Origin of the sequence: Zavarzinia sp. (assembly GCF_041650655.1) — a bacterium.
Taxonomy (GTDB): domain Bacteria; phylum Pseudomonadota; class Alphaproteobacteria; order Zavarziniales; family Zavarziniaceae; genus Zavarzinia.
Window position 1 is genome coordinate 1 of the sequence record NZ_JBAZKR010000028.1, and the last position, 17,031, is coordinate 17,031.

At 68.1% G+C, this 17,031-nt stretch carries 13 protein-coding genes; 3 read left to right on the forward strand and 10 right to left on the reverse strand.

Annotated features, from left to right (window positions below):
* Positions 1-562: ribosome maturation factor RimP (gene rimP / locus WC493_RS08405; RefSeq protein ID WP_373064501.1), on the reverse strand; the 562-nt coding region annotated here is incomplete at its 3' end.
* A 344-nt stretch (positions 563-906) separates the two neighbouring features.
* On the opposite strand from rimP, the gene WC493_RS08410 reads away from it, so the two are divergent.
* Genes WC493_RS08410 through WC493_RS08420 form a run of 3 tightly spaced genes read left to right on the forward strand, consistent with a single transcriptional unit; the run spans position 907 to position 5,933 of the window.
* Positions 907-3,054, forward strand: a complete 2,148-nt coding sequence (locus WC493_RS08410; protein WP_373064503.1) for a hydantoinase/oxoprolinase family protein — start codon at positions 907-909, stop codon at positions 3,052-3,054.
* Positions 3,055-3,073: 19 nt separating this feature from the next.
* Complete coding sequence (locus WC493_RS08415) at positions 3,074-5,401, forward strand: hydantoinase B/oxoprolinase family protein (protein ID WP_373064505.1); 2,328 nt, start codon at positions 3,074-3,076, stop codon at positions 5,399-5,401.
* Positions 5,402-5,426: 25 nt separating this feature from the next.
* Positions 5,427-5,933 carry an acetone carboxylase subunit gamma gene (locus WC493_RS08420; protein WP_373064507.1) on the forward strand — a complete coding sequence of 169 codons (507 nt, stop codon included), beginning with the start codon at positions 5,427-5,429 and terminating at the stop codon, positions 5,931-5,933.
* A gap of 63 nt (positions 5,934-5,996) precedes the next feature.
* Here the strand turns inward: WC493_RS08420 and WC493_RS08425 are convergent, their stop codons facing one another.
* The 9 genes from WC493_RS08425 to WC493_RS08465 form a co-directional block, all read right to left on the reverse strand.
* Positions 5,997-7,922 carry a sigma-54-dependent Fis family transcriptional regulator gene (locus WC493_RS08425; protein WP_373064509.1) on the reverse strand — a complete coding sequence of 642 codons (1,926 nt, stop codon included), beginning with the start codon at positions 7,920-7,922 and terminating at the stop codon, positions 5,997-5,999.
* 220 nt (positions 7,923-8,142) lie between these two features.
* Positions 8,143-8,859: a tRNA (guanosine(46)-N7)-methyltransferase TrmB gene (gene trmB, locus WC493_RS08430; RefSeq protein WP_373064511.1), complete on the reverse strand. Its 717-nt coding sequence runs from the start codon at positions 8,857-8,859 to the stop codon at positions 8,143-8,145.
* A gap of 1 nt (position 8,860) precedes the next feature.
* Positions 8,861-10,033, reverse strand: coding sequence for a methionine adenosyltransferase (metK, locus tag WC493_RS08435; protein WP_373064513.1), 1,173 nt, complete (start codon positions 10,031-10,033; stop codon positions 8,861-8,863).
* Between the two features lie 95 nt (positions 10,034-10,128).
* Positions 10,129-10,536 carry a helix-turn-helix domain-containing protein gene (locus WC493_RS08440; RefSeq protein WP_373064515.1) on the reverse strand — a complete coding sequence of 136 codons (408 nt, stop codon included), beginning with the start codon at positions 10,534-10,536 and terminating at the stop codon, positions 10,129-10,131.
* 77 nt (positions 10,537-10,613) lie between these two features.
* Positions 10,614-12,176 (reverse strand): apolipoprotein N-acyltransferase, encoded by a 1,563-nt coding sequence (lnt, locus tag WC493_RS08445; RefSeq protein ID WP_373064517.1) that lies wholly within the window; start codon positions 12,174-12,176, stop codon positions 10,614-10,616.
* A gap of 12 nt (positions 12,177-12,188) precedes the next feature.
* Entirely contained in the window at positions 12,189-13,085 is an 897-nt protein-coding gene (locus WC493_RS08450; protein ID WP_373064519.1) for a hemolysin family protein, read from the reverse strand.
* Positions 13,082-13,681 (reverse strand): rRNA maturation RNase YbeY, encoded by a 600-nt coding sequence (ybeY, locus tag WC493_RS08455; protein WP_373064521.1) that lies wholly within the window; start codon positions 13,679-13,681, stop codon positions 13,082-13,084. Before ybeY ends, WC493_RS08450 begins: the two co-directional genes overlap by 4 nt.
* A complete protein-coding gene (locus WC493_RS08460) occupies positions 13,563-16,028 on the reverse strand; it encodes an HD family phosphohydrolase (protein ID WP_373064523.1) in 2,466 nt (821 codons plus the stop codon). Before WC493_RS08460 ends, ybeY begins: the two co-directional genes overlap by 119 nt.
* Entirely contained in the window at positions 16,028-17,023 is a 996-nt protein-coding gene (locus tag WC493_RS08465; RefSeq protein ID WP_373064525.1) for a PhoH family protein, read from the reverse strand. The genes WC493_RS08460 and WC493_RS08465 overlap by 1 nt, the downstream gene beginning before the upstream one ends.
* Positions 17,024-17,031 lie beyond the last annotated feature (8 nt).

Genomic DNA, 17,031 nt, shown 5'->3' on the forward strand with positions numbered 1-17,031 from the left:
CGGTATCGTCAATAGTCTCTTCGTCGCCATCATCCGCGACGGCGGCAACCTTGGCCACCTCGTCGGCGCCCGGCGGCAGCAGCGTGCCCTTCAGGCTGGCGGCGATCAGATCGTCGGTCAGCACGAGGCGCGCCTCGCCGATCAGCGGGAAGGGCAGGCGGTAATCCTGGCCATCGACCGTGATCAGCACATCCTCGCCGTCGATGCCGACCAGACGGCCGCGGTAGCGCTTGCGCCCCTCGACCGGCATCACCGTCTCGACCTTGGCTTCATAGCCGGCGAAACGGCGGAAATCGTCCAGCTTCATCAGCGGCCGGTCGATGCCGGGCGACGAGACTTCGAGGACATATTCGCTGCTGATCGGGTCTTCGACATCGAGAATGGCGGAGACCGCGCGGCTGACGTCGGCGCAATCCTCGACGGTCATGGTGCCGTCGGGCCGCTCGGCCATGATCTGAAGCACGGGACGCTTGGCCCCGCCGAAACGCACGCGCACGAGAAGGAAGCCCATCGCGAGAAGCGACGGCTCGATCATGGCGGCGATGCGGTTGGTGAGTTCCATTCCTGTCCTCAAACGACGAAGCGGGCCATCGGGCCCGCTTCGATCTCATCCCGAGGGTACCGTCGGGCTATGTGAGCTGTGATGTACAGCGCGGGGGCGAGACTTTCAAGTCCTAACCGCAACGCCCTGGCCCCGCCGTGTCGCCGCGTGACCGGAATCCGGTCACGCCTGTCCGACGTGACCAGAGCCCGGACATCGGACCTTGCCGCCGGACACGGCCCGTTTCGGCGCTTTTCCGCGCTTTCGCGCCCCGGCGGGGCCCGCGGGCCGGGCTGGCACGGCGCTTGCCCCTGTCGTCCGGCGCGGTCGGGAAAAAAAGCGGCCGCCGGAAAACGGGAGGAACCATGCAAAGCCAAGACAGCACCGTTCAGGTGATGGGCATCGACGCCGGCGGCACGATGACCGACACATTCTTCGTCCGGGCCGACGGCCGTTTCGTCGTCGGCAAGGCCCAGAGCAATCCGGGCGACGAATCCCTCGCCATCCTCGAATCCTCGCACGATGCGCTGGCCCAATGGGGCCGGGAGGTCGACGAGGTCTATCCGGAACTCGTGACCTGCGTCTATTCGGGCACGGCCATGCTGAACCGCGTCGTGCAGCGCAAGGGGCTCGACGTCGGCCTGATCTGCAACAAGGGCTTCGAGCAGATCCATTCCATGGGCCGGGCGATCCAGTCCTATCTCGGCTATGCCCTCGAGGAGCGGCTGCACCTCAACACCCATCGCTACGACGAGCCGCTGGTGCCCTATTCGAGGACGCGCGGCGTGACCGAGCGCACCGACGTCCAGGGCGAGATCGTCATTCCCCTGCGCGAGGATGAAGTGCGCCAGGCGACGCGCGAGCTGGTCGCCGCCGGCTCGAAGGCGATCGCCATCGTCCTCCTCCAGTCCCACAAGAACGAAGCCAGCGAGAAGCGCGCCCGCGACGTCTGCCGTGACGAGCTGAAGGCGATCGGCGCCGACATTCCCGTCTTCGCCTCGGTCGACTACTACCCGTCGCGGAAGGAAAGCCATCGCACCAACACGACGATCCTCGAGGCCTATGCCGCCGAGCCGTCGCGCCAGACCCTGAAGAAGGTCTCCGACCGCTTCAAGGCGCATGGCGCCAAATTCGACCTTCGCGTGATGGCGACCCACGGCGGCACCATCTCGTGGAAGGCGAAGGAACTGGCGCGCACCATCGTCTCCGGACCGATCGGCGGCGTCATCGGCTCGAAACTGCTGGGCGAGCGGCTGGGCTACGAGAATATCGCCTGTTCCGACATCGGCGGCACCTCCTTCGACATGGCCCTGATCACCAAGGGCAATTTCGCCATCGCCTCCGATCCGGACATGGCGCGCCTCGTGCTGTCCCTGCCCCTCGTCGCCATGGACTCGGTCGGCGCCGGCGCCGGCTCCTTCGTCCGGCTCGATCCCTATTCGGGCTCGATCAAGCTGGGGCCGGATTCGGCGGGCTACCGCGTCGGCACCTGCTGGGAAGGCAGCGGGCTCGACACCGTCTCGGTCTCCGATTGCCATGTCGTGCTCGGCTACCTCAACCCGGACAATTTCCTGGGCGGGGCGATCAAGCTCGACGTCGAACGCGCGCGCAAGCACATCAAGGCCCAGATCGCCGATCCCCTCGGCCTCTCGGTCGAGGATGCGGCGGCGGGCGTGATCGAACTGCTCGACCTGAACCTGCACGAATATCTTCGCTCGAACATCAGCGCCAAGGGCTACAACCCGACCGACTTCGTCTGCTTCTCCTACGGCGGCGCCGGTCCCGTGCACACCTATGGTTACACGGAAGGTCTGGGCTTCAAGGACGTCATCGTGCCGGCCTGGGCCGCGGGCTTCTCGGCCTTCGGCTGCGCCTGCGCCGATTTCGAATATCGCTACGACAAGAGCGTCGATATCGCGGTCGGCCCCGAGTCGGGTGACGAGGTCAAGGTCGAAGCCTGCAAGACCGTGCAGGAAGCCTGGGCCGAACTGGCGGCCAAGGTGATCGACGAATTCGTCATCAACGGCTTCCGGCCGGAGGACATCACCCTGCTGCCCGGCTACCGGATGCAGTACATGGGCCAGCTCAACGACCTCGAGATCACCTCGCCGATCACCGCGGCCTCGACCGCGGAAGACTGGCAGAAGATCACCGAGGCCTTCGAGGAGACCTATGCCAGGGTCTATGCCTCCTCCGCCAAGTCGCCCGAACTCGGCTTCTCGGCGACCGGCGTGATCATGCGCGGCCTCGTTGCCACGCAGAAGCCCGTGCTGCCGGAAGATCCCGACGGCGGGCCGGTGCCGCCCCAGGAAGCCTTCCTCGGCAAGCGGCCGTTCTACCGCCACAAGCGCTGGGTCGAGGCCGAGGTCTGGCAGATGGAAGCCCTGCTCGCCGGCAACGAGATCACCGGCCCCGCCATCATCGAATCCGCCTCCACCACCTTCGTGGTGCCGGACGGTTTCGCCACGACCCTCGACAAGCACCGCCTGTTCCACCTGCGGGAAGTGAAATAAGCACAAGGGAGGACGAGAGATGAACAAGATCCTGAACAAGGGTGCCGACCTCAACATCGGCCTGCTCGGCAACGGCAAGACGCTGAAGCAGTTCCGCGCCGAGGTGATGGCGCGCACCGCGACGAACGGGCATTACAACGGCCTCGAAAGGCTCGAGCTGCGCGAGAAGGACCCGATCGGTTACGAGAAGCTGTTCTCGAAGATCCGCGGCGGCCTCGTCCATGCCCGCGAGACGGCGAAGAAGATCGCCGCCTCGCCCATCGTGGAGCAGGAGGGCGAACTCTGCTTCACCCTCTACAACGCGGTCGGCGACTGCATCCTGACCTCGACCGGCATCATCATCCATGTCGGCACCATGGGTGCGGCGATCAAATACATGATCGAGAACAATTGGGAGGACAACCCGGGCATCAATCCCGGCGACATGTTCACCAACAACGACTGCTCGATCGGCAACGTCCACCCCTGCGACATCGCCACCATCGTGCCGATCTTCTGGGCCGGCAAGCTGATCGGCTGGGTCGGCGGCGTCACCCATGTCATCGATACCGGCGCGGTCACTCCGGGCTCGATGTCGACCGGCCAGGTCCAGCGCTTCGGCGACGGCTATCAGGTCACCTGCCGCAAGACCGGCGTGAACGACACCCCGCTGCGCGACTGGCTGCACGAGAGCCAGCGTTCGGTGCGGACGCCGAAATACTGGATCCTGGACGAGCGCACCCGCATCGCCGGCTGCCACATGATCCGTTCCATGGTCGAGGAGATCATCGAGGCCGAAGGGCTGGAGGCTTACGAGAAATTCGGCTTCGAGGTGATCGAGGAAGGCCGCCGCGGCCTGCAAAGCCGGCTGAAGGCCATGACCCTGCCGGGCAAATACCGGAAGGTGGCCTTCGTCGATGTGCCCTACGCCCATCCCGACGTGCAGACGCCGTCGGCCTTCGCCAAGATCGACACGATCATGCATTCGCCGGTCGAGATGACGATCCGGCCGGACGCGAGCTGGCGCCTCGATTTCGAGGGCGCGAGCCGCTGGGGCTGGCACAGCTACAACGCCCATCATGTCGCCTTCACCTCGGGCATCTGGGTGATGATGACCCAGACCCTGGTGCCGACCCAGCGCATCAACGACGGCGCCTATTTCGGCACCGAATTCAGGCTGCCCAAGGGCACCTGGATGAACCCGGACGACCGGCGCACGGGCCATGCCTATGCCTGGCACTTCCTGGTCTCGGGTTGGAGCGCCATGTGGCGGGGCCTCGGCCAGGCCTATTTCAGCCGGGGCTATCTCGAGGAGGTGAACGCGGGCAACGCCAATACCTCGAACTGGCTGCAGGGCGGCGGCATCAATCAGGACGGTGAAGTCCATGCCGTGAATTCCTTCGAAGCCTCGTCCTGCGGCACCGGCGCCGGCGCGATCAAGGACGGCCTGAACCATGCCGCCGCGATCTGGAACCCGGAAGGCGACATGGGCGACATCGAGATCTGGGAGATGGCCGAGCCGCTTCTCTATCTCGGGCGCAACGTGAAGGCCAATTCGGGCGGCTACGGCAAGTACCGGGGCGGTTGCGGCTTCGAGACCCTGCGCATGGTCTGGAAGGCGCAGGACTGGACCATGTTCTTCATGGGCAATGGCTACATGAACTCCGACTGGGGCTTCATGGGCGGCTATCCGTCCGCGACCGGCTATCGCTTCGAAGCCCATGACACCGGCCTGAAGGAAGCCATCGCGGAAGGCCGGCCGCTGCCGCTGGGCGGCGATCTCGACCCCTCGCATCCGACCTATGAGGCCTATCTCGCGGCCAAGGCGCGGGTAAAGCGCGACAAGCAGTGCATGACGACGGAGGACTGCTACGACAATTACGATCTCTATCTCAACTACCTGCGCGGTGGTCCCGGCTTCGGCGATCCGCTGGAGCGCGAGACCGACGCCATCGCCAAGGACCTGAACGAGGGCTGCCTGCTGCCCGAATTCGCCGCCAAGGTCCATGGCGCGGTGGTCGCCAAGGGGGCCGACGGGGCCTGGACGGTGGACGAGGTCGCGACCACCGAGCGGCGCGCCCATATCCGCAAGGAACGCCTCGCCCGCGCCAAGCCGGTGAAGCAGTGGATGGCCGAGGAACGCGAACGCATCCTGGCCAAGGATGCCTCGGTCCAGGTCCGGCACATGTTCGCCACCTCCTTCTCGCTCTCGGAGAAGTTCCTGAACGAGTTCCGCAGTTTCTGGAACCTGCCGGCCGACTGGACGGTGACCGAGGACGAGCTCGGCGTGCCGTCCTACGGCGCCAAATACCGCATGGACCTCTCCCTGATGCCGGATGTCACCACCGTCGTCCAGGTCGAGGAATGAGATCAGAGGAACAGGGAGAGTTACGATGTCCACCTATACCCGTGAACAGGTCGCCAATCTGGTCGACGGCAAGCTCGACTGGGACACCACGACCCGCATGCTGACCATGCCCAAGGACCAGGAGAGGTTCGAACTCTACCTCTCCGTCCTGCAGGGACGCGTGAAGTGGCACGACCGCATCGTCCTGCCGCTCGGCCCGCATCTCTACATCGTGCAGCAGGCCGCGACCAAGCGCTGGGTCACGAAGTGCGGCTGCGGCCATGTCTTCTGCGACTGGAAGGAGAACTGGAAGCTTCACGCCGCGGTCTATGTCCGCGACTCGGCGGAAGCGATGGCCGACGTCTATCCGGCCCTGATGGCGCCGGATACCGCCTGGCAGGTCTACCGCGAATACTACTGCCCCGAATGCGGCACCCAGCACGACGTCGAGGCACCGACCCCCTGGTACCCGGTGATCCACGACTTCGAGCCGGACATCGACGCCTTCTATGGCGACTGGCTCGGCCTGCCGGTGCCCGAACGGGTCGGCTGACGAAGCGAGACGAAGCGGTCGCCCCGGTGAAAGCCGGGGCGATCTTCTTTTGGGGGAGAGGGATCAGCCGCGCCCCTGGCGGGGCCGTGGAACGCCGTATTCGGCCAGGCGGACGTAGAGGGTGGAGCGGGCGATGCCGAGCAGGCGGGCCGCTTCGGCGCAATTGCCGCCGGTCTTTTCCAGGCAGGCGATCACCGCCGCCCGTTCGACGGCGCGGAGATCGCCGTCCGCGCTCTGGGTCGCCGGGCTGGCCGGCACGGGGGCGGCATATTCTGGCGGAATATCGTCGGCGCCGATGCGGTCGCCCCTGGTCAGCACCACCAGGGTGTCGACCATGTTGCGGAGTTCCCGCACATTGCCGGGCCAGGGATAGCGGAGCAGGAGGTCGAGCGCGCGGGGCTCGAAGCCGGTCGCCGGCAAGCCGAGGCGCGTTGCCGCCTTGGCCGCGAAATGCTCGGCCAGCAGGGCGATGTCGTCGCCGCGGGCGCGCAGCGGCGGCACCTGGATGCGGGCGGCGGCGACGCGGTAGTAGAGGTCGCGGCGGAAACGGCCGGCCTCCACCTCGTCGGCCAGGTTGCGGTTGGTCATGGAGACCAGGCGCATGTCGACCGGCCGGCCCTCGTGGGCGCCAACGGGGAAGACTTCGCCGTCCTCGAGCACGCGCAGCAGATAGGGCTGGAGGTCGAGCGGCATTTCGCCGATCTCGTCGAGGCAGAGGGTGCCCTGGTCGGCCGCCACGATCTTGCCGGTACGGCCCCGCTCGTCCGCCCCGGTGAAGGCGCCCTTGGCATAGCCGAAGAGTTCGCTGGCGATCAGGTCGCGCGGCATGCCGCCGCAATTGACGGGCACGAAGGGCTTGCCCGCGTCGCGGCTGGCGGCGTGGATGGCGCGGGCGAAGAGTTCCTTGCCGACCCCGGTTTCCCCCTCGATCAGGATGGGCAGGCCGCTCGCCGCCAGGCGGGCCGCCTTGTCGCGCTTGCGCCGCATGATCTCGCTCTCGCCCAGGATCTCGGCGAAATCGACGCGGCGGGGTTCCCGGCTGTTGCTGATTACGGCCGGGGCCGCGGGTTCGGCCGGGCGGCGGCGGGCGGCGCCGCGCGCCGCCATGACGACGATGGCGCCCAGCGCCTCCTCGCCCTCGCGCACGATTTCGGTGCGGGCGCCGGGCAGGCTGCGTTGCAGGATCTCGGGCCAGAGTTCGATCGGCACCGATTTGACCAGCTCGACCCGGTTGCCGATCACCAGCCCGCCGCCCGGCTTGCCCGCGGCATGGACCAGGAAGCCGCGCGGGTCCAGCACCAGCATGTCCTCGCTCGCCCAGGCCGGGCGCTTGGCGATGAAGCGGCGGAGCAGGGCCTCGTGGCGCATGCGCACGGCCCGGTCGAGGGCGGCGTTGACTTCCTGGGCGAGGGTGCCGGCCAGTGCCAGGCTCTGCGGATTGAAATGCTGAGCGGGACCGGAAATGTCGATCACGCCCATCACGTCGCCGCCGAGCGGGTCGCGCACCGGCACGGCGGCGCAGGTCCAGCGCTGCGCGCCCTCGCAGAAATGCTCCTCGCCGTGGATCTGGATCGGCCGGCCCTCGGCCAGGGCGGTGCCGATCGCATTGGTGCCGATGACGTCTTCCGACCAGCGGCCGCCACGTTCGAGGTGGTTTTCCCGCCCGCTGTCGATCACCCGGGGATCGCCTTCGGTCGCGATGATCGTCCCGCCCGCATCGGTCAGCACCATCATGGAGCGGGCGCCGCTCAGGAACAGGCGGGAGCGGTCCAAGGCCGCGCCGGCGGCTTCGAGCAGGGCCAGATTCTCGTGGCGGCGGCGATGCACCTCGGCCTCGCTGGCGAGCGGGGCCGTGCGCTTGTCGCTCTCGATCCGGAAGGCGGACGAACGGCGCCACGAGGCGGCCACCAGGCGGCGCACGCCTTCCTGCGGCTGTTCTCCCGTTTCGACGAAGGCTTCCCAGGCTTGCCTGACACGGCTTGCTTCCATCACGCCCTTCCCCCATCACGCCCTTCTCCGGGCCGTGGAGTTGTCGTGTTCAAAGCTCGAGTAAGCGGGATACGGTGCCGGTGCCGGGCCCTCTGCGGGCGGCGCGGGAAACATCTCGTTTCCCTCGCGGAATCCTGGCGTTACGGCCTCGAGCTCCTCCCATTTTTATGACCGAAATCTATCACGGGAGTTTCCGGGGCGCCAACCGGATTGCGCCGGCTCAGCGCCGACGGAAGCGCAGATAGGCGGGCTTGCGACCGGCGGCGATCGCCTTGGCTTCGTAGCGGGTGGGCGGCCAGTCTTCGGTGCGCGCCTGCCAGTCGGCCGGGCGTTCCGCCGTCCATTCGAAGGCGGGGTGGCGCATCACCTCGGCCAGGGTCCACTGGATGTAACCCATGATGTCCGACGCGACGCGGAATTCGCCGCCGGGGCGGAGTGCCCGGGCGATCAGGTCCAGGGTCTCCTGCTGGACGAAGCGGCGCTTGTGGTGCCGGCTCTTGGGCCAGGGATCGGGGAAGAGCAGGAAGACGCGGCCGAGGCTGCCCTCGGGCAAAGCGGCGAGCAGCAGGCGGGCGTCGTCCGCCAGCACCCGGACATTGCCGAGATTCTTTTCGTCGACATGGCGGAGCAGGCTGGCCATGCCGTTGACGAAGGGCTCGGCGCCGATCAGGCCGATCTCGGGATGGGCTTCGGCCTGGGCCGCCAGATGCTCGCCGCCGCCGAAGCCGATCTCGAACCAGACGTCTTCGACCGGAGCCGGGAACAGCGTCTTGGGGTCGAGGATGGTGCCGGCGGGCGGCAGCGGTACGGCCAGCCGGGCGAGGCCGGTTTCCAGGATGTCGGCCTGGCGGGCGCGCAGCTTGTGGCCACTGCGCCGGCCGAAGACCTTGCGGCGAAGCGCCGGCGCTTCGCCCGACGCTTCGTCCGCGTCGCTCATGTCAGGCGCCGAGCGCCGTCTTCAGGGCGGCGACGAGGTCGAGCTTCTCCCAGGAGAAGCCGCCGTCGGCTTCGGGCTCGCGGCCGAAATGGCCGTAGGACGAGGTCCTGGCATAGATCGGCTTATTGAGCTGCAGATGGGTGCGGATGCCGCGGGGCGAGAGGTCGATCACATCCATGATCGCCTTGCCGAGCTTGTCCTCGTCGACAGTGCCGGTGCCATGCAGGTCGACATAGAGGGCGAGCGGCTTGGAGACGCCGATGGCATAGGCGACCTGGAGGGTGCAGCGGTCGGCGAGCCCGGCGGCGACCACATTCTTCGCGACATAGCGCGCGGCATAGGCGGCCGAACGGTCCACCTTGGTCGGGTCCTTGCCCGAGAAGGCGCCGCCGCCATGGGGTGCTGCACCGCCGTAAGTGTCGACGATGATCTTGCGGCCGGTCAGGCCGGCGTCGCCGTCCGGGCCGCCGATGACGAATTTGCCCGTCGGGTTCACATAGAATTCCGCCTCGGGGCACATCCAGCCTTCGGGCAGGACCGCGAGCACATGCGGGCGCACGATCTCGCGCACTTCTTCCTGGCTCAGCGCCTCGTCGTGCTGGGTCGAGACCACGACCGAGGTGGCGCGCACCGGCTTGCCGTTTTCATAGGCGAGCGTCACCTGGCTCTTGGCGTCCGGGCCGAGGCCCGACTTCGGGTCGGCATGGCGGAGGTCGGCCAGGCGCTTCAGGATGCGGTGGGAATAGACGATGGGCGCCGGCATCAGTACGTCGGTCTCGCGGCAGGCGTAACCGAACATGATGCCTTGGTCGCCCGCGCCCTCGTCCTTGTTGCCGGCGGCGTCGACGCCCTGGGCGATGTCGGCCGACTGACCGTGCACGCGGCAGACCACTTCGGCGTTCTTCCAGTGGAAGCCGTCCTGCTCGTAGCCGATCTCCTTGATGGCCTGGCGGGCCTTTTCGATCAGCGTGTCGTGGGCGACCGGGCTGGCGCTCCGCACTTCGCCGGCGAGGACGACAAAATTGGTCGTCGCCAGGGTCTCGACCGCGACCCGGGCCTGCGGATCGGCGGCGAGGAAAGTATCGACGATGGTATCGGAGATGCGATCGCAGACCTTGTCGGGGTGGCCTTCCGAGACCGACTCCGACGTGAACAGGTAGTTAGAGCGCGCCACAATCAACCCCTGAAATTTGGGAAAACGGCCGATAGGCCGTCCAAGAAGGTCGATTTATTGGCAGGTGCGCGCGCCCCGGTCAAGCGCCGCCAGGATCATTCGGCGGCACTGCGCGCCGTTTCGGCCAGCGTGCGGATGAGGTCGATCACCTTGCGGCGCAGTTTGGGATCGTCGATTTCATAATAGGCTTTCAGGAGATCGATCGATTCCTTGCGGCTCAACTGCTCGTGTTCGAAAGCGGGGGCCGCCGGTTCCGCCAGGCCGGTGGCCGGTACCTCGCCGTCGCCGGCATAGCCGTCGAAGAAATAGGAGATCGGCACGTCCAGCACTTCGGCGATACGATGCAGCTTCGATGCTGAGACGCGGTTGGCGCCGCGTTCGTATTTCTGGACTTGCTGAAAGGTCAGGCCCAGAGCCTCACCCAGGCGTTCTTGACTCATGCCCATCAGGGTACGGCGCAATTTCACCCTGGCGCCGACATAAACGTCCACAGGATTAGGCATCGTCACTCCCGGTCCCCCTGCGTCACCTACTGATTTAGATGCGCATATTCTTGTATGCCGGTTGTGACGGGTGGCGGTCAAGCGGTGCCGCGGCGGAAGGCGAGGCCCGCGGCGATCAGGATTGCCGATAGGAGAAGCGGCAGCCACAGGCCGAAGCGAGCATAGGGCGTCGGCGGCAGGGCGGCGGGGAGTTCCCCGTCGATGATCCCCGCGACGCCGAGGCCGAGGGATTGCTCGACCCGGCCGTAAGGATCGACCAGGGCGGAAATGCCCGTATTGGCGGCGCGCGCCAGGGGCAGGCCCTGCTCGATGGCACGCAGCCGCGCCTGGGCCAGGTGCTGGGGCGGGCCGTTGGACGTGCCGAACCAAGCATCATTGGTGACATTGACCAGCAGTCCGGGCCGTTCGCCGGCCACCGCGGCCGCTTCCGGGAAGATCGCCTCGTAGCAGATCATGGGCAGCACGCGGGGCAGGCCGTCGCCGATGGTCAGCACGCGGGGCCCGGGGCCGGGGCTGAAATCGACCGGGCCGGCGGCCAGTTTGTCGAGGCCGACGAGGCCGAGCAGGCCGCGCAACGGCAGATATTCACCGAAGGGCACAAGGTGATGCTTGTCGTAGACCTCGGCCACCGTGCCATCATGTCGCAGGGCGTAGAGGGCGTTCCAGGCCAGGAACTCGTCTGCCATCCGGACCACGCGCACGGCGCCGATCAGGGCGATGCCGTTCTCCGCCACGATCGAGCCGAGAATGCCCGGCAATTGGGGCGAGGCGTCGAGCAGATAGGGCAGGGCCGACTCGGGCCAGACGACGATGCGCGGCCGCTTGCCGTCGGCCGTCGGCTGCAGGGAAAGGTCCATGTGGCGGCGGAAATTGTCCGCCCGCTCACCGTCGGCATGTTTCAGCTTCTGGTCGATCGCGGCCTGCACCAGGCGGATGGTCACCGCCGGCTCGAGCCGGGCCGCCGGCCCGCCGGGCAGCCGCCCGTAGCCATAGAAGGCGACGGCGAAGGCGGCACCGAGGCCGAGCACCAGCACGGCCAGCCGGGCCGCCATGAGATCCCGCGGCCGGCCGAGGAAGAGGGCGGGCAGGCCGCCCAGAAGGACGGTGAGACCGGACATTCCATAGGCGCCCAGCAGCGCGGCACCCTGGGCCATGACGGGCTCGTCGATCCAGGCGACCGCCAGGGGATTCCAGGGAAAGCCGGTGAGCACATGGCCGCGGGCGATTTCGAGCAGGGCCCAGCAACCGGCCAGGGCGAGCAACAGGCCGGGGCCGCGGCGCAGCAGGAGGCGGGCCAGACCGGCGGCCACGGCGGGGAACAGGGCGAAGACGGTGGGCAGGCCGAAGACGGCGAAGGGCAGCATCCAGCCGAACTGGGCGATGTCGACCAGCAAGGCCTCGCCGATCCAGTAGCAGCCGGCGACGAAATGGCCGTAAGCCCACCACCAGCCGGCGGTCGCGGCACGCCAGGGCGAGCCCGCCCCTTCGACCAGCAGGAAGAGCACCGGCAGGCCGACGAAAAGCGCCGGCCAGAAGCCATAGGGCGGCAGCGCCAGGACGGTGACGGCACCGGCGGCGGCGGCCAACAGGGCGCGCCGCCAGCCGGCGAGGCCGGCGATCTTCGCGACGGAGAGGGCCATGACGGGGGTCCGTTAATCCTCGACGGCGTCGGGGGCGATGCTGCGATAGATGCGCAGGCGCCGGATCAGGCGCGGATCGGCATCCACCACTTCGAATTCGAGGCCGGGGCTGAGGCCGATGCGCTCGCCCGCCTCGGGCACGCGGCCGGCCAGCGAGACCACGAGGCCACCCACGGTGTCGACTTCCTCCTCGAGGTCGTCGGGCACGAAGTGGAGGCCCAGCGCGGCCTCGACTTCGTCGAGCGGGGCCCTGCCGTCGGCGTCCAGCACGCCGTCCGGGCCGATCGAGAACATCGGTTCTTCGTGGATGTCGTGCTCGTCCTCGATGTCGCCGACGATCTCTTCGACCAGGTCTTCCATGGTCACCAAGCCGTCGGTGCCGCCGTATTCGTCGACCACGATGGCGAGATGGGAGCGTTCCGCCTGAATCCGTTCCAGGACGTCGCGGAGCGAGAGCGACGGCGGCACGAAGAGCACGGGGCGCAGGATCGCCGCGACGCTGAATTTCTCACGCGAGTTCCAGAAGCGCAGGACGTCGCGGACATGGACCATGCCGATCACGTCGTCGAGCGAATCGCGATAGACCACGAGGCGGGAATGGGCGCTGTCGAGGAACAACTCGATCAGTTTGTCGAGGCCGATGGTCTCGGGCACGCTGTGGATGTCCGCCCGCGGCACCATGACGTCGTCGACCGTCATCTCGCCGAATTCGAGCAGGTTGCGGATCATCTCCCGCTCGCCCTGGTCGGGGCCGTCGTCGTCGGCCGCGTCCTCGTGTTCCTCGATGATGTCTTCGAGGCTCTCGCGCAAGCTCTGCTCGGGCTTGCTGCGGGCCAGGTTCTTCAGCCAGCTCAGCCAATTGGCCGAGCCGGCATCGCGCGGAGATCGGCTGCTGCCGTTTTCGCTCATGGCAGGGCCTCCGCGCCGGGGGCATCGCCCGCCGCGTAAGGATCGGCAATGCCGAGCCCCGCCAGAATACGCACTTCGAGGGTCTCCATCTCCGCCGCCTCGGCCTCTTCCTCGTGATCATAACCGAGGAGATGCAGGACGCCATGCACGACGAGATGCTGCACATGGTCGCCCAGGCTCTTGCCCTGGTCCTGGGCTTCCTTGGCGCAGGTTTCGTAGGCCAGCACGATGTCGCCCAGCGGGCGCGGCGCCTCGGGCGGCAGCAGGCCGGCGACGGCGCCTTCGAGCCCGGGGAAGGAGAGCACGTTGGTCGGCTTGTCCTTGCCGCGGTAGTCGCGGTTCAGCGCGCGCACGGCGGCATCGTCGGACAGGCAGAGATCGATTTCGACCGGGCCGGCGGCGCCGGCCAGTGCCGCGCAACGGGAACGGCCCGCCGCCAGGGCCGCCTTGGCGGCTCGCGGCAGCGACTTGCGCAACTCAGGAAGCGCGGGCGCCCAGGCCCGGCTTTCGCTCCGCAGGCTCAGCTTCGGGCGAAGCGGCCTGGCCGGTGGTTTGACCGGCGCCGATCGGTGTCGGCTCCGCGGGGCGGGGGACATCGGGCGCGCCCTTGGCGGCGTTGGCGTCGTCATGGCGGCGTTCCGGGGTCGGCTCCTTCTTGGGGCTGGGCAGCGGCGGATATTCGATACGGGTGTGATAGACGCCGAGGGTGAGCACGCGCACGAAGGCGGCCTCGACCGTGGCGAGATCTTTCATGGTCAGGGCGCAGTCGTCGAGCTGGCGGTCGGCGATCTTCTCGGCGATCACTTTGGCGACGCGCTCGCGCACATCGGCCGGTTTCGGGTCCTTCAGGGCGCGGGTCGCCGCCTCGACCGTGTCGGCCAGCATGAGGATGCCGGATTCCTTGGTCCGCGGCCGGGGGCCGGGATAGCGGAATTCTTCCTCGTTCACCGTCTCGCCCGTGGTCTTGGCACGGTCCAGGGCGCGCTGGTGGAAGACGCGGAGCAGGGTGGTGCCCTGGTGCTGGGTCACGGCGTCGAGCACGGGGCGGCCCAGGCGATGCTTCCGGGCGATGTCGATGCCGTCCTTGATGTGGGCGAAGATGATGCGGGCGGACAACTCGGGCGGCAGGCGGTCGTGGACGTTGCCGCTGTGCTGGTTCTCGGCGAAATAGCTCGGCCGTTCCATCTTGCCGAGGTCGTGGTAGAGCGCCATCACGCGGGCCTGCAGCCCGTTGGCGCCGATCGCCTCGGCCGCCGCCTCGGCCAGGTTGGCCATCATGACGGAATGGTAATAGGTGCCGGGCGTGCGCAGCGCGAGCTGCTTCAGCAGGGCGTTGTCGGCCGAGGCGAGCTCGAGCAGGCGCATGTCCGTGGTCTCGTCGAACAGCCATTCGAGCAGCGGCAGGCCGGCCGTGGTAAAGGCCGAGATCAGCAAGGCGCCGACCGCGCCGGCGATCGCCGTGGCGATGAAATAAGACACTTCGTCCGGCGGCACGGTCGTGTCCAGCACCACCATGATGGGCACCAGGACGAGCTGTGCCGCGGCGATCGAAAGACCGATCTTGATGATGTCGGAACGGCGCCGGCAACGCCTGGCGGTCATGCCCGCAGCGAGCACGCCGACCAGGTAATGGGCCACGACCCAGATGTCGCCGTCGACCCGATAGGCCATGAGCAGCGACAGGCCGATACCGACCAGCAGGCTGGTCCTGGTGTCGATCACCAGGGCGACGATCACGGTCGCCAGGGCGACCGGCGGCAGGAAGGCCGCCGCGTCGTCCGGCACGCCGAGGCCGAGGGCGACGCCGCGTGCCGCATACCAGCAGGCCAGTGTGATCGTCGACGTGCCGAGCAGCACGGCCAGGGTGATGTAGATCTGCTTCCGGCCCAGGAAGGACGAGCCCCGGTTGGCCCGGAAGAAGGAGCCGCCGAGCAGGGTGAGGCCGAGCACCAGGGCGCCGACCGCCAGCGTCTCCGAGATGAAGGAGCGCTGGGCGCCGCCCTCGTTCAGCAGGCGCAGCCGGTCCTGGGCCGCCTTGGTCACGCGGTCGCCCTCGCGGATCACCACTTCGCCGATCGCGATGCGCACCACCACGGGTTCCACCGCGGCGGCGGCCTTGGCGCGCAGCGCCTCGGTCTTGGCTGGGTCGGCGGTCAGGTTGGGCACGGCGAGGGCCAGTGCCGTCTCGACCACGAAGGCGCGCAGCGCCCGGGCGCTGCCATAGGGCGCGTCGCCCGCGCGGGCCTGGACCAGGCGGCGGAACTGGGTGCTGTCCATGATGCCGGCGACCAGCGCGCGGTCCATGCGGTCACGGCCGGCGTCCTGCACGTTGACCGGGCCTTCCGGCGGCAGATCGCCCTTGTCGTCGATGATCATGCGGTCGAGGCCGAGGTTCAGCAGATAGCCGATGGCGCCCCCGACGTCGGCCGGATTGTCGAGCTTTTCGAGGGCGTCGAAAGTCGACTGGGGCACCGGCCGTCCGAGCGCTTCCTGGAAGGCGGCGCGGCGCTGGGCCGGCGCCAGGGTCATGTCGCGGGCGCGTACGGCCATGGTCTCGATCGCGTCGGTCACCCGCTTGGAGAGGCCGAGGTAGAGATCGGGATCATAGTCGAAGACCGGCAGGCTGGCCGCGGCGGCGGCGGCCCGGCGGGCCTCGGTCGCCGCCTTGTCCTCGACCGCGACGGCGCGTTCGGCGCGCACGGTCTCGGAGGCGATCGAATCGAGCGGCGGGATCGGCCGCTCCTTCTGCCCGGCCGGGGCATAGATCAGGGTGATGGCGATCACCACCAGGGCGAACAGCGGCGCATCCAGCCAGGGGCGCCAGCGCGTCCAGCGGTCTTCGGCCAGGGCCCGGATCGCGGTCGCGGAAAGCAGGGCGCGGGCACGTTGCAGGTCGGAGGCTTCGGTGCCCTCGGCGGCAGTCGGGGAAATCGTGGAGGCCATCAGCGGCCACCCTCCTCACGCAGGCGATAGGCGCGCACGATCCGGGTCACCAGCGGATGCCGTACCACGTCGCCCTCGCCGAAGCGGCAGAGGCCGATGCCTTCGACACCGTCCAGGGTTTCGATCGCTTCGACCAGGCCCGAGCGCACGCCGGGCGGCAGGTCGATCTGGCTCGGGTCGCCCGTCACCGCCATGCGGCCATTCTCGCCGAGGCGGGTTAAAAACATCTTCATCTGGCCTGTCGTGGTGTTCTGCGCCTCGTCCAGGATGACGAAGGAATTGGCCAGGGTACGGCCGCGCATGAAGGCGAGGGGGGCGATCTCGATCTCGCCCGTCTCGATCCGGCGCTGGACTTCGCCTTGCGGCAGCATGTCGTAGAGCGCGTCGTAGAGCGGGCGGAGATAGGGGTCGACCTTCTCCTTCATGTCGCCGGGCAGGAAGCCCAGGCGCTCGCCCGCTTCGACGGCGGGGCGCGACAGGACCAGGCGATCGACCCGCCGGTCGAGCAGCATGGCGACCGCGACGGCGACCGCGAGATAGGTCTTGCCGGTGCCGGCCGGGCCGAGGCCGAACACCAGTTCGTTCCGGCCGAGCGCCTCGAGATAGGCCGCCTGGGCCTGGGTCCGGGCCAGGATGGTGCGCCGCCCGGTGCGGATGCCGGGCAGGGGGGCGTTGGCCGGGATCTCCTCGCCCTCGGCCGCTTCGGCCAGGCGGACGGCGCCGTCGACGTCGCCCGGGCCGATGTCGTGGCCGCTCTCCAGCCGGCGGTAGAGATCGCGCAGCGCCCGCTTGGTGATTGCCGCCTGGGTGGGATCGCCGGTGATGGCGATCCGGTTGCCGCGCGACGAGACCGAAACGCCGAGAGCGCGTTCGATCCGGGCGAGGTGCAGGTCGTGTTCGCCGAACAGGCGCGACAGCAGACGGTTGTCGGGAAAGTCGATGATCAGCGGCCGGCGGTTGTCACCGGCGACGGAGGTTGTTTTCAGGCCTGCCATGGGCGCTC